Annotated in this window: 10 protein-coding genes and 1 pseudogene; 4 read left to right on the top strand and 7 right to left on the bottom strand. The window is 73.5% G+C overall.

Going from position 1 to position 12,956, the window contains the following annotated elements; genetic code table 11:
* Window positions 1–772 (bottom strand): beta-ketoacyl synthase N-terminal-like domain-containing protein (locus AC5WRT_RS36120; protein ID WP_496100979.1); only part of this gene is annotated, 772 nt, incomplete at its 3' end.
* 371 nt (window positions 773–1,143) lie between these two features.
* Here AC5WRT_RS36120 and AC5WRT_RS36115 point away from each other — a divergent pair.
* Both AC5WRT_RS36115 and AC5WRT_RS36110 read left to right on the top strand, forming a co-directional pair.
* Window positions 1,144–2,343 (top strand): cytochrome P450, encoded by a 1,200-nt coding sequence (locus AC5WRT_RS36115; protein ID WP_496098042.1) that lies wholly within the window; start codon window positions 1,144–1,146, stop codon window positions 2,341–2,343.
* 46 nt (window positions 2,344–2,389) lie between these two features.
* On the top strand, window positions 2,390–3,604 hold the full coding sequence (locus AC5WRT_RS36110; protein ID WP_496098043.1) for a cytochrome P450: 1,215 nt from the start codon (window positions 2,390–2,392) through the stop codon (window positions 3,602–3,604).
* 940 nt (window positions 3,605–4,544) lie between these two features.
* On the opposite strand, the pseudogene AC5WRT_RS36105 reads toward AC5WRT_RS36110, so the two are convergent.
* Window positions 4,545–5,261, bottom strand: a pseudogene (locus AC5WRT_RS36105) (glycosyltransferase family 39 protein); the annotation flags it as partial.
* A gap of 758 nt (window positions 5,262–6,019) precedes the next feature.
* Here AC5WRT_RS36105 and AC5WRT_RS36100 point away from each other — a divergent pair.
* Both AC5WRT_RS36100 and AC5WRT_RS36095 read left to right on the top strand, forming a co-directional pair.
* Window positions 6,020–6,940 (top strand): ABC transporter ATP-binding protein, encoded by a 921-nt coding sequence (locus AC5WRT_RS36100; protein ID WP_496098044.1) that lies wholly within the window; start codon window positions 6,020–6,022, stop codon window positions 6,938–6,940.
* Window positions 6,937–8,136 carry an ABC transporter permease gene (locus AC5WRT_RS36095; protein ID WP_496100978.1) on the top strand — a complete coding sequence of 400 codons (1,200 nt, stop codon included), beginning with the start codon at window positions 6,937–6,939 and terminating at the stop codon, window positions 8,134–8,136. The genes AC5WRT_RS36100 and AC5WRT_RS36095 overlap by 4 nt, the downstream gene beginning before the upstream one ends.
* A 76-nt stretch (window positions 8,137–8,212) precedes the next feature.
* Here AC5WRT_RS36095 and AC5WRT_RS36090 read toward each other — a convergent pair whose 3' ends face one another.
* Genes AC5WRT_RS36090 through AC5WRT_RS36070 form a run of 5 tightly spaced genes read right to left on the bottom strand, consistent with a single transcriptional unit; the run spans window position 8,213 to window position 12,852 of the window.
* A complete protein-coding gene (locus AC5WRT_RS36090; RefSeq protein ID WP_496098046.1) occupies window positions 8,213–8,863 on the bottom strand; it encodes a nitroreductase family protein in 651 nt (216 codons plus the stop codon).
* On the bottom strand, window positions 8,860–9,759 hold the full coding sequence (locus tag AC5WRT_RS36085) for a hypothetical protein (RefSeq protein WP_496100977.1): 900 nt from the start codon (window positions 9,757–9,759) through the stop codon (window positions 8,860–8,862). Before AC5WRT_RS36085 ends, AC5WRT_RS36090 begins: the two co-directional genes overlap by 4 nt.
* 53 nt (window positions 9,760–9,812) lie before the next feature.
* Window positions 9,813–10,799: a ScbA/BarX family gamma-butyrolactone biosynthesis protein gene (locus AC5WRT_RS36080; protein ID WP_496098048.1), complete on the bottom strand. Its 987-nt coding sequence runs from the start codon at window positions 10,797–10,799 to the stop codon at window positions 9,813–9,815.
* An 11-nt stretch (window positions 10,800–10,810) separates the two neighbouring features.
* Complete coding sequence (locus AC5WRT_RS36075) at window positions 10,811–11,758, bottom strand: nucleoside-diphosphate kinase (protein WP_496098049.1); 948 nt, start codon at window positions 11,756–11,758, stop codon at window positions 10,811–10,813.
* Window positions 11,755–12,852, bottom strand: a complete 1,098-nt coding sequence (locus AC5WRT_RS36070) for an SDR family oxidoreductase (RefSeq protein ID WP_496098050.1) — start codon at window positions 12,850–12,852, stop codon at window positions 11,755–11,757. The genes AC5WRT_RS36075 and AC5WRT_RS36070 overlap by 4 nt, the downstream gene beginning before the upstream one ends.
* Window positions 12,853–12,956: the final 104 nt, after the last annotated feature.

Raw genomic sequence — 12,956 nt, 5'->3', positions numbered from 1 at the left:
ACTTGCAGCGGCCGTCGGGGGAGAGTCCGCGCTGGCGGCTGAACTCGGTGAAGGTGACCGGGGTGGACATGACGGCGACGCCGCCCGCGAGGGCGAGGGAGCACTCACCCGCGCGCAGCGCCCGGCAGGCCAGGTGCAGGGCGACCAGGGAGGACGAGCAGGCGGTGTCGACGGTGACGGCCGGGCCCTCCAGGCCGAGGGTGTAGGCGACGCGGCCGGAGGCAATGCTGCCGGCGCTGCCGTTGCCGATGAAGCCCTCGAGGCCGGGCGGCGGTACGTCGAAGCGGGAGCCGTAGTCGTTGTACATGACGCCGACGAACACGCCGGTGGGGCTGCCGCGCAGGCTGCCCGGGGCGAGTCCGGCGCGTTCGAGGGCCTCCCAGGAGATCTCCAGCAGGAGGCGCTGCTGCGGGTCGGTGCCCAGGGCCTCGCGGGGCGACATGCCGAAGAAGTCCGGGTCGAAGTCGGCGGCGTCGTGCAGGAAGCCGCCCTCCCGGGTGGAGCAGGTGCCGGGGTGTTCGGGGTCCGGGTGGTAGAGGGAGTCGACGTCCCAGCCGCGGTCCTCGGGGAACGGGGTGATGGCGTCGCGGCCGTCGGCGACGAGGCGCCACAGGTCCTCGGGGGTGCCCACGCCGCCGGGGTAGCGGCACGCCATGGAGACGATGGCGATCGGCTCGTGGTCCCCGGCCTCCAGCTCGCGCACCCGGTTGGTGGTGCGGTGCAGGTCGGCGGTGACGCGCTTCAGGTATTCACGCAGGCGGTCTTCGCTCACAGCTCGCCCCCCCGGGCTCGGGTCGCGCACCACGGCGGACCCGACCGACGGCAGGCCCGCTGCGCTCGGGACGGTAGACGACACCGGATCTCCTCAGGCTCGGACACCCACGCGGTCCGCATGGCTTTTCGAACACGTCGAACCCGGTCAAGTCTGGGGGCCGCGCACGGCGTCGACGGTGGCTCGACCTCCGACTCTGAAAAATCCCCTAGTTGCCCCGGGCGGGCCCCTCGGGCCGTCGGGACCGGCAAACCCCTAGAGTTCGGCGGCGTTTGTGGCCCCGGCTTCGGGGCTCGTGCTGCCCTGGGGTCGCTTCCGCCCCGCCGCCCGTGCGGACTGCCCTGAAGAGAGGGGTTCTTCCGATGACAGCCGTGCCCGATCCCCCCGGCCCCGAGGTCTCCGCGCCGCCCGAAGTGGGCCTGGACGGCGGGGCGAGCCTGCTGGCCTGGCTGCGGCGGATGCGTGACGAGCAGCCGGTGTGGTGTGATCCGGAGGGCCGCTACCACGTGTTCCGGCACGAGGACGTGCAGCGGATCACCGCCGATCCGGCGGCGTTCTCCTCGGACACGGTGACCCGGCTGTCGAACGGCGAGCGTCAACCGCCCGGCGGCACGCTGCTGTTGCTGGACCCGCCCCGGCACGGCAAGCTGCGCCGGCTGGTGAGCAAGGTGTTCACCGTGAAGATGATCAGCGAGCTGGCGCCGCGGATCACCGAGGTGGCCACGGATCTGCTGGACGGTCTGGCCGGCGCGGACCGCTTCGACCTGGTGGAGGCGTTCGCCAATCCGCTGCCGGTGATCGTGATCTCCTCGATGCTCGGTGTGCCGCCCGCGGACCGCCCGCTGTTCCAGACGTGGGCCGACAACCTGCTGACGGTGAACTGGGAGACGCCCGAGGGCGCGGAGGTCCTCGGCAGGACCGTGCAGGAACTGGACGCCTATCTGCGCGGGCACGTCGCCGAGCGGCGGGCGCGCGAGCACGACGACCTGATGAGCCTGCTGGTGCGGGCGGAGGTCGACGGGGAGCGCCTGAACGACGAGGACGTGGTGAGCTTCGCCGCGCTGCTGCTGCTCGCCGGTCATGTCACCACGGCGGTGCTGCTGGGCAACATGCTGCTGACCCTCGACCAGGAGGAGGGCGAACTGGGCCGGCTGCGCGAGGATCGGGCGCGGGCCGCCCCCTTCACCGAGGAGGTGCTGCGGCTGCGGCCGCCGTTCCTGAAGATCGAGCGGGTGCCGACGGCGCCCGTGGAGATCGCCGGGGAGAAGGTGCCGGAGAACACGATGGTGTACCTCTGGCTGCTGTCCGCCAACCGCGACGAGCGGGTCTTCCCCGAGCCGGACCGTTTCGTGCGGGACCGGCCCAATGCCAAGCAGTTGGCCTTCGGGCACGGCATCCACTACTGCCTGGGCGCCCCGCTGGCCCGTATGGAGGGGCAGATCGCGCTCAATCTGATGCTCGACCGGTACCCCGACATCCGCGTGGACCGCGACAGCCGGCTGTCCTATTTCGACAACCGTGTCAACGTCTTCGGCCTTCGGCAGCTGCCGCTGACGGTCCGACGGGTCTGAGCGGCGCACCCGGGCGGACGCAAGCCCCACCAGACGGAGGAGTCCCATGGCCTTCAAGCCGAAACCCCCTGTGATCCCGACCGACCGCACGTGCCCCTTCGACCCCGACCCGCAGTACCGCCGACTGCGGGAGGAAGACCCGATCAGCCCGCTGGCGTTCGACATCGCGCCGGGCCGCAAGGACGGCTGGCTCGTGACCCGGCACGAGCACGTGCGGGCCGTCATGACCGACCCGCGGTTCAGCCACCGGGCCGATCTGCTGGCGCTGGTCGCGTCGCCCCCGTTCGAGGTGGAGAACTACGACCCGAAGCCGTCGCCGCCGGGTTCGTTCGTCCGCATGGACGCGCCCGACCACACCCACTACCGGCGTCTGCTGACCGGCTTCTTCACGGTCCGCAAGATCCAGGAGTACGAGCCGACGCTCGCCGGAATCATCGACGGCGTGCTCGACGAGATGGCCGAGCTGGAGCCGCCGGTGGACCTGCTGCCGGCATTCGTGCAGAAGGTCGTCCACCGGTCGGTGCACTCGGTGATGGGCGTCCCGGAGAAGGACATCGCCGAGTTGGACAGGCACTTCTCGGCGATCATGCGGATCGACTACACGCTGGAGGAGTTCGTCGAGCACAACACGGCCCTGGACCAGACGCTGGCCCGGATCGTGAAGGAGCTGTCCGCCGAGCCCGACGACAAGCTGCTGGGCAAGCTGGTGAAGACCGGGGAGCTGACCGATGAGGAGCTGGCGAACATCGCCTGGATCACCATCGGCGGCGCCCTGGACACCACCCCCAACATGCTGGGTCTCGGCACGTTCGCGCTGCTGCAGCATCCCGAGCAGCTGGAGAAGATCCGCAAGCGGCCGGAGCTGATGGAGCGGGCCGTGGAGGAGCTGCTCCGCTATCTGACGATCTCTCACATGGGCGCCAGCCGAGTGGCGTTGGAGGACGTGGAGATCGGCGGCAGGAAGATCGAGGCCGGGCAGACGGTGGTGCTGTCGCTGCCGGCCGCCAACCGGGACCCGGAGCAGTTCGAGAACCCGGAGGTCTTCGACGTCACCCGGCCCTCGCGCCGGCACCTGGCGTTCGGTTTCGGCATCCACCAGTGCCTGGGCCAGCACCTGGCGCGGGCGACGCTGCGCCTGGGCTACCAGAAGCTGTTCGACCGCTTCCCGGACCTGCGGCTCGCGGTGGAGCCCCGCGAGATCCCGCTGCGCGACAAGGCGATGCACTACGGCGTGTACGCGCTGCCCGTGACCTGGGGCTGACATGCGTGCACGGGCACGCCGGCCCCGTGCACACCCGGGGGCGGTCCCGCAAGGGGCCGCCCCCGGTCCCGTAGGTGCGCTGTCCCGTCGAGTGGTCGTCCAGGTGGGAGAGCCGGGGCCACAGGGTGCGCCACGGTGCGCGCTCGCCCTCGCAGAGCCAGATCGGTGCGCCCCAGTTGAGGTTGTGGACACCCTCGGCGTTGGTGACGGTGCCGCGCCGCTCGACGTGGGTGAAGAAGCGGCGCAGGTAGCGGGCGTCGGCGCCGACGAACACGACGGGCGCGGTGTCGTCGGTGGGACGGGCCAGGTCCGCGTAGCCGCGGTGGCCGCTGTACGGGCGGGGCAGGCCGAGTGCGGGGCCGTACCGGTCGAGGGCGCCCGCCTGGTCGTAGCGGTCGGTGACGATCAGCGCCCGTCGGCGCAGGTCGGGCGGCAGGGCGTGGTGGACGCGGGCCACGGAGGCGGCGAGTTCGGGCCAGCCGACGCTCTCGCGGGCCAGCCGGTCGGAGTTGCGGGCGGTGAGACGGTGCACCGGGTAGACGGGCAGGACCTGTACAGCGAGCGCCGCGGACAGCACGTAGGCGAGGCCGGTCGCCCACAGGCGCGGCCGGGTGCGGCGCAGGCCCTGCAGGGCGGTGGCGCCGGCCGCCCACAGGACGGGGAAGAGCCCGGCGACGTAGTACGGCCGCCCATCGACGCCCAGGTAGCAGGCGCACAGGCCGGCGAAGGTCAGCCCGAGGAAGCGGTGGGGGCGGGCCTCGCGGGCGAACAGCAGCCGCAGCAGTCCCGCACAGAGCAGCACGGCGCCGGCGAGTCCGGCGGCCGACAGGACCGTGGGCAGGAACAGCGACCGCCCGCCCTCGTCGGCGGCGACCTCCTTCGAGATGACGGAGGCCATGGCCAGTTGCGGCCAGCCGTGGCGGGCCTGCCACAGCAGCCCGGGTACGGCGGTGAGCAGCGCGCCGGCCGCCGAAGCCCACAGCAGGGGCCGTAGCAGCAGGGCGCGCGGGCCCGCGAGCAGCAGCGCCACCGCGAGGACCGCCCAGAAGCCGGCGCTGAGGAACTTGACCTGGAGGGACACGGCGGCGGTGAGGCCGAGCAACGGCAGCAGCCGGTCGCGCCGGGTGCGGACCCAGCGCACCAGCAGCCAGGTCGTGACGGTCGTCAGGAAGATGTCAAAAGTGGCGGTGATGAGCAGGTGGCCCATCTGCAGCATCACCGGCGAGACGGCGTACGCGCCCGCGGCGGCCGTCTGGGCGGCCCGGCGTCCGCCCAGTTCCCGGGTGATCAGGGCGGTGAGCAGCGCGCCGAGCGCGGTCGCGGCGGCGGCCGGCGCACGCAGCCACAGCAGGGAGCCCGGCGCGATCCTGTCGATGGCGTGGGCGAGCAGGGGCAGCAACGGCGGCTGGTCGGCGTACCCCCAGGCGGGGTGCCGGCCGGCGGCGAGGAAGTACAGCTCGTCGCTGAAGTACCCGAACCGGCGCGCGGTGAGCAGCAGCAGCGCGGCGGTCGCGGCGGCGACGACGCTCACCGGCAGCAGGGCGAACGGGGGCAGGCGCTGCGGTGGGGTGTGGGGGGCCTGAGTCCGGGCGGCGGTCCCGGAACGGCCGGGCCCGGCGTCGGGAGGGACGGCCTGGTCCCGGTCGGTGGGGGGCATCGTGACGTCCTCGATCCTGTGCGGTGGTGGGTGGGGGGTCTGGGGTGGGCGGTCGTCCACGCGAGGGTCGCGCTCGAAGCCGCGGCATCAGCGGCCCCCGCGCGCCGGCCGTCCCGGCCCGAAGCCACCGTGCCAGCGCTCCCCGCCCCCGCACAGCGGCCGTTCCGGCCGAAGCCCGGGGAGACGGCACCGTCGCGGTGGCGGCGTGGGGCGCGGGGCCCGGTCGGCGCCGGGGTAAGGGCGCGAGCCGCACGGAGACTGTGGGCTCGCGGTCACCGTGACGGCGGGCGCCGCACGGACCCCGGCGCTCGCGGTGACCGTGAAGGTCCCGGTCGGCCGGAGTGGCGTCGCTCAGCGCCGGAGGCCGGTCGCGGGCGTGCACGGGACGAACGTACGGAAGGGGGTGGGTGCGAGAACGGGGTGTTCCCTTTCCGTGGGCCGGAGTGCGGGCGATTCCCTAGTCTTCGGCGGCGGCGATGGCCTCTCCGGCGCGGCCTGTGCTGGGCTGGGTCGCGCACCGCACCGCCCGAGATGCGGCACCTGCCGCCGTCCCTGCCCGGCCGCCGCGCGCAGCCGGCGGGGGCGGACGCGGGGGCCGGGCCGCCACCCTCCCGGCCCGGCCCCCGGCCCGGCTCCCCAGCCTCCTCACAACCGATCCCCCCAACCTGATCACGGAGAGACGACAGTCGAGTGATGGACCATCAGTTCATGTGCGGCGGAGCCGGCACACGGCTTCGCCGGCCCAGGCAGGACGCGTCATGACGGCGCCGGCGATCGTCGCGGACGGCGTACGCAAGCGGTACGGGGACATCCAGGCCGTCGACGGGGTCTCCCTGCGCATCGAGACGGGCGAGTTCTACGGCATCCTCGGCCCCAACGGGGCGGGCAAGACGACCACGCTGGAGATCCTGGAGGGCGTCCGCGAGCCCGACGAGGGCCGGATCGAGCTGTTCGGGCAGAGCCCCTGGCCGCGCAACCTGGGCCTGCTGACGCGGATCGGCGTGCAGTTCCAGGCCTCGTCGTTCCTGGACAAGCTGACGACGCGGGAGACGATCCGGCTGTTCGCGTCGTTCTACCGGGTCGGCGCGCGGCAGGCCGACGCGATGCTGGAGCGGGTCGGGCTGACCGAGTTCGGCCGGGTGCCCGCGGACAAGCTCTCGGGCGGGCAGGCGCAGCGTCTGTCCATCGCCTGCGGTCTGGTGCATGACCCGGAGATCGTCTTCCTGGACGAGCCGACGGCCGGCCTGGACCCGCAGGCCCGCCGCAATCTGTGGGACCTGCTGCGGGACGTCAACGAGGAGGGCCGCACGGTCGTCCTCACCACGCACTACCTCGACGAGGCGGAGGTCCTGTGCGACCGGGTGTCCGTGATGGAGCGCGGCAAGGTGCTGCGGACCGGCGCCCCCGCGGCGCTCGTGCGTGAACTCGACAACATGGTGCGGGTGAGCGTGGAGTCCGGGCTCGTCCCACCGGACGCGCTGCGGGAGCTGCTGAAGACCACCGGGGTGGCCGACGCCACCGTGGAGGACGACGGGGTGCTGCTGACGGTCGCGACCGTCACGCCGGGACCGGTGCTGTCCGTCCTGGCCGACCGGAACGCCCTGCGCGGCCTGGAGGTACGCGGCGCCACCCTGGAGGACGTGTTCCTCCAGCTGACCGGACGGGAGTACCGCTCGTGAGCATCGAGGAGACCACCCCGCGGACCGCGGGGACGACGGCGGGCGAGAAAGGCAGGGACCCCGGACCCGGGGACGCCGGGAAGGGCGCCGAGGTCCCGAAGGGCGCCCGCGGCGGTTCCGGGAAGGACCGGCTCAACCCGGTACGGGAGTTGTCCCGGACGATGATCCTGAGCGTGCTGCGCGACAAGGGCACGATCTTCTTCCTGCTGATCTTCCCGATCCTGTTCCTGCTGCTGTTCGGCACGCTGTTCAAGAGCGACGGCGCCGCGCACATCAAGGTCGCCCAGGTCGGCCCGGTGAAGGTGCTCGACTCGCTCACCGCCGGCCAGCGCGGCCAGCTGGCCAAGGCCGCCACCGTCACCAAGGTGAGCGACGAGAAGTCGGCGCTGGCGAAGGTCCGCAAGGGCGGCTACGACGCGCTGGTGGAGCAGCACGGCGGGACCGTCGTCCTGCGCTACAGCGCCGCCGACTCCGTCAAGGGAGCCTCCGCCCGTGCCACGCTCAACGCGGTGCTGGAGCAGGCGAACCTCGCCGCCACCGGCAAGCCGCCGACGTACACGCTGAGGGCGAGTCAGGTCGAGGACGAGTCGGTCAAGCCGATCCAGTACCTGACGCCGGGCCTGATGGGCTGGGCCATCGCCTCCAGCTCGGTGTTCAGCACGGCGCTGACTCTGGTGACGCTGCGCCGGAAGAAGATCCTGCAGCGTATGCGGCTGTCGCCGATCCGCACCTGGGAGGTGGTGGCCGCACGTGTCTCCATGACCACGCTGCTGGCGCTCACGCAGACCGCGTTGTTCCTGCTCGTGGCGACGCTGCCGTACTTCGGGCTGCGGCTGACCGGTGAGTGGTGGCTGGTGATCCCGCTGGTGATGTGCGGCACGCTGGCGCTGATGTCGCTGGGTCTGCTCATCGGCTCGCTCACCCGCACCGAGGAGTCCGCGGGCGGTCTGGCGCAGCTGCTGGTGCTGCCGATGTCGTTCCTGTCCGGCTCGTTCTTCTCGCTGGACAACGCCCCGGGATGGGTCAGGGCCGTCTCGTACATGATGCCGCTGCGCTATCTCGTCAAGGGCAGCGAGGCGGTGCTCAGCCGGGGCGGCGGCCTGTCGGACGCCCTGCCGACGATGGGCGGCATGCTCGCCTTCACGGCGGTCGTGACCGCGCTGACGCTGCGGTTCTTCCGCTGGAACGAGACGTGACCCGCTGAGGGACACGCGCGAGGGGCCCTTCGCCGGTGCACGGCGAGGGGCCCCTCGGTCTTCGTCGTGGAAGATCTCAACTCCTCCCGCGCTGCCAGCCGTCGACGTGCAGGACGTCTTCCAGGGGCAGGCGGGGTCCCGGGCGGAAGGCGTCGCGCAGGGGGTGCGCGGTCGGGAGGAGGGCGCCCTGCCGGACGGTGCGGGGCAGGCCCAGGAGGTCGGCGACCTCGCGTTCGCGGTCCAGGTGGACCGCCGTCCACGCGGTGACCAGGCCGCGGCTGCGGGCGGCGAGCGCGTAGCTCCACGCGGCGGGCAGCAGCGACGCCCACAGGCCCGCCTGGTTGCCCTCGGGCAGCCGGCCGTCGGGCACCTCGATGCACGGGATCACGAGGACGGGCACACGGTGCAGCCGCTCGGCCAGCAGCCGGGCGCCCGACATCACCGAGCGTGTCTCCGCGGGCAGTTCGGACAGGCGCTCCAGAGTCTCGGCGTTGCGGTCGTGGAACGCGGCCCGGTACACCGCGGCGACGGCCGCGCGGATCGCGGGGTCGGTGAGGACGATCCAGCGCCAGTTCTGGCGGTTGTTTCCGTTGGGCGCCTGCAGGGCGATCCGCAGGCAGGCCTCGACCAGTTCCGGGTCCACGGGACGGTCCAGGTCGAGTCCGCGCCGGACGCTGCGCGTGGTGGTGAGCACGTCGTCGGCGGTGAGGGGCAGGGTCCCGGTCACGGCAGGAGCACCGCCCGGGCGAAGAGGGCGAGGTACGTGGCGACGACGAAGCCCATCGCCATCGGCACCGGCCAGGCGCCGCGTCCGGCGGTCAGGAAGCGCCGGGCGCCCCAGGCGGGCAGGAGGGCCGCGAGGCAGGGCAGGAGGGCGAGCGGGCCGCTCGGCGCGAGCAGCAGCAGCTCGCAGCCGACGGCCACGGCGGCGCAGGCCACGGCGGCGGCGGCGCTGCGCCGGGGGCCGAGGTCCGCGGAGTACAGGCGGGCGCCGGGCGGTGCCTCCCAGGCGGTCTTGCGGGCGAACTCGAAGTGCAGGAACACACCGGCGCACAGGGCCAGCAGCACGGGTCCGCGCCAGTCGGCGTGGACCGTCCCGGCGGCCACGAGCGAGCCGTACACGTAAGCGCCGAGGAGCACCTGCACGGGGCAGGTGACGGCCAGGTTCAGCAACTGGCGGTCGCGGACGGCGGGCAAGAGCCGTTCCAGGAGGGCGAGGAACAGGCCGTGGGCGAGGGCCGTGAGGATCAGCAGGGCGGCCGTGGCCGACAGGGCGGCGTTCAGGCCGGTGACCAGCGCGGTGATCACGGCCATGGCGCCGCGCAGTTCGCCCGTGGTGATGGCGCCGGTGACCAGCGGCCGGTCGGGGTGGTGCACGCGGTCGTAGGCGAGGTCCTTCTGCTCGTCGAGCATGCGCAGGAACAGCAGCGCCAGGACGACGCTGACGACCCGCAGCCAGGTGGCGCCGGTGGGCCGCCAGGTCGTGCCGGTCGCGGCCACCGCCGAGCTCTCCAGGGCGAGCACCCACAGCAGGCCGTAGGTGGCGTAGACGTGCGGCCGGAACATGCGCAGCACGAACCGGCCGAGTCTGGCCGGGACTTGGGGGACGGCGACGGTGGTCACTGCGGGCAGTCTCTCCGTTCTGAACGCGGGTCGGGAAGGGGCCGTGGCGGGGCTCATACGGCGCCGTGTGCGGCCGGTGCGGCGAGGACGCCGACAGCCGGGCCGGCCGGGTCCGGGCCGGCGAGCCGCAGCCGGGCCTCGACGGCCAGGGCGCCGGGCTGGTGGAGGGAGCACTCGATGTCGCCGCCGGGCAGCACCGGGCCCGTACGGCACTCCAGCGGCAGGTCCATCTCGGCGAAGCAGCGGAACCGCGCCGCCAGGCCGACCGGCGGCGCGGTGGGCGCGGGCAGGGCGCCGGCGTCGACGGCGGCGGTCAGGGCGAGCTGACGCAGCGCCTCCAGTTCCAGCATGCCGGGCACGTGGTCGACCCAGTGGTCGTACAGGGCGGGGTGGCCGGTGTCGGGGACCAGGCGGGCCGTGCGGGTGCCGTCGGGGCCGGTGCGCGGCGCGGAGATGACCGCGTTGGCGGGGTCGCGGCGGCCGACGCGGGCCGGTTCGACGCGGCGTCCGGGCAGGGCGACGGGCGTCTCGGGCAGGCCGAGCGCGCCGCGCTGCCCGGCGCGCAGGCGGGTCCAGGCGCGCGGGGGCATCCAGGAGTAGTCGATGCGGGCGAGCAGGGCCTCCTGGCCGCCGATGGTCATGCCGAACCGCAGCCGCAGCCCGGTGACCCCGGCCCGGTTGCGGAACCGGTGTTCGATGTGCGTGGCGATGACCGCCTCGGTGGGGTGGTCGCCGCAGGCGAGGGCGGCGGGGTCCGGCACCTCGAACTCGACCGTGCGCAGCAGGAATTTGTGGCCCAGGGGCACGTCGAGGTAGCGGTGGGCGACCACGAAGATGCCCTGCCGGCACGCCTCCAGCAGCAGCATCGGGTCGTGGCGGGCGCGGTCGCCGAGAGTGTCGTGGTAGAAGGCGTGGCGGCGGGGCAGCTGCGCGGCGAGAAGCATGTCGTCCTCGCCGTGGCGTTCGGCGTCGGTGAGGAACACCTCGGCGACCGCGGCGCGGTGCACGAGTTCCCTGGGGAGGGTCCGGGTGTACGGCACGGTGGCGCTCCTCAGGCGTGCCGGGCGCGCAGGGCGTCCAAATGGCGGTGCCAGGTGTCGGCGTCGGCCCCGTCCAGCACGGGGGCGCGGCCGGGCACCCGCATGGGGAGCACCGTGGAGCCGACGATCACGGCGTCCCACGGGTCGAGGTCGACGCCCCGCTCCCACGCGGTCTCCAGCAGGGCGCGCGGGGCGGCGTCGCCGGGGGCGGCGCCGAGGTGCCGGGACACCGAGTCGCGCAACCGCTCCACGGCGGGCTCGAAGTCGAGGTCGCGCGGCTTGGTGGCGGCGTAGAGCCGGCCGGTGAGCTCCAGGGCGTGCGCGCTGCGGTCCTCGCCGGCGAGCGCGGAGCGGAACAGTTCCTCGCGTGCGGCGTCGTCGAAGTGGACGGCCAGCTCGCGCAGCACGTCGGCTGGTTCGTCGGGGGTGTGCACCAGGTTCAGCAGGTAGCTGTAGCGGCCGAGGAGGTGGCGCAGCTGGCCGGGTTGGCGGGCGTCGGGGTCGGTGGGGCCCTTGAGCCAGGTCAGTTCGACGGACGCGGGGACGTGCTGCTCGTCCTCGGGGCGGACGAGCAGCACCAGGGCGTCGGCGTCCTCCAGGGACAGCGCGGCGAGCCGCCTGCGGTGGGGGGTGGCGAGGTTCCACTGGAAGTACCACAGGGAGCGGATCATGGTGCGGGTCAGCCGGGTCACGGCGGCGCCGACGATGCGGTAGCGCTGCTCGGCCAGCCAGTCGACGGCGGCCTCCAGCCTGCGCGCCACGACGGCGTCGGGCTTCAGCAGCAGCGCGGCGTGCCGGTGGGCGAAGCCGGTGACGTCGTCGGTGAGGGCGGCGAGCTGGTCGTGGCTCTCCTGGAAGTAGGTGTCCGCGCCGTACAGCCGCTGCTTGGCGGGGTGGCAGGTGAGCAGCGGCGAGACGGGTATGCCGTGCGCGGGTTCGGTGGGGTGGGCGGGGTTCATCGGTGGGTGCTCCCGTCGGTTCGGTCGGCGATCTGCTCGGCGGCCGGGGACCGGTCCGGCCCGAGGTAGCCGGTCGTGAGGCAGTCGTCGAGGAGGCGGCGCAGGTACGGCCGTGCCCCGGTGGCCGCGGGCCGGCGCACGAACGCGGCGGCCCGGGTGTCGTCGAAGTGCACGCGGCGCCGGAAGTAGGTCTCGTACAGGGCGATGACGCGGTCGTAGTAGGGGCGTTCGCGGTCGGTGAGGGCGCCGGCGGAGAACGCGGACGGCGGCACGAACCGCGGCACGTGGAACGACGGGTACTCGGCGAGGACGTCGGAGAAGTCCCGCAGGGTCAGCGTGTGGCCGACGGCGTGCAGGGTGCGGCCCTCGGCCTCCTCGAACCGGGTGGTGGCGTCGGTGACCAGGTCGGCGACGTGGTCGACCGGGACGAGGTCGAGGAGGGCGTCGTAGTGGCCGGGCACGGTGCGCACCAGGCCCCGGGTGAGGACACGCAGCACGGGATAGATGGTCTTGCGGTCGCGGGCGTGGCCGGTGCGGGTGGCGCCGGTGACGATGCTGGGGCGGACCACGGCCACGGGCAGGCCGTCCGCCGCGGCCTTGCGGACCAGGGTCTCGGCGGTCAGTTTGCTCTTCTCGTAGCCGTTGCCCGGGCGCTGGCCGACGTCGAGTTCGTCCTCGCGGGCGACGCCGTCGCGTTCCCCGCACACGTAGGCGGTGCTGACGTGCACCAGCGGCGTGCGGTGGGCGAGGGCCACGCCGAGGACGTGGCGGGTGCCGGCCACGTTGATGGTCTCGTACCGGTCGTCGGACAGGCCGAAGTCGGTGACGGCGGCGCAGTGCACGATCCGGTCGGCGCCCGCAACGAGCCGGCGGTCCTCCGCGCTCAGCCCGAGGCCGGGGCGGGTGATGTCCCCGGCCACCGGGGTCAGGGTGCCGCGGCCGGGGGTGAGCCTGCGGCCGTTGTTGCGGACGAGGTCGGCGGTGCGGTGCACCAGCGGCAGCACGGTGTGCCCGGCAGCGGTGAGCCGCACGGTCACCTCCGCACCCACGAATCCACTGGCACCGGTCACCAACACGGTCATGGGATCGGACATCTGGGGCTCCTCAGGGGGGGACGGGTCGGGTGGGGACGTGGTGGGAGGGGTGGTTCGGGCGGTGGGGGCGGCGTTGGGAGGCGGTGGGGAGGTGGTGGGGTGGG

It is taken from the genome of Streptomyces sp. NTD91 (genome assembly GCF_059510455.1).
This window is presented reverse-complemented; position numbering and strand designations above follow the sequence as displayed.

Excerpts from the sequence above, each read along its gene's own strand:
- AC5WRT_RS36110 (WP_496098043.1), top strand. The coding sequence starts at position 2,390 with ATGGCCTTCAAGCCGAAACCCCCTGTGATCCCGACCGACCGCACGTGC.
- AC5WRT_RS36100 (WP_496098044.1), top strand. The coding sequence starts at position 6,020 with ATGACGGCGCCGGCGATCGTCGCGGACGGCGTACGCAAGCGGTACGGG.
- AC5WRT_RS36075 (WP_496098049.1), bottom strand. The coding sequence starts at position 11,758 with ATGAACCCCGCCCACCCCACCGAACCCGCGCACGGCATACCCGTCTCG.
- AC5WRT_RS36070 (WP_496098050.1), bottom strand. The coding sequence starts at position 12,852 with ATGTCCGATCCCATGACCGTGTTGGTGACCGGTGCCAGTGGATTCGTG.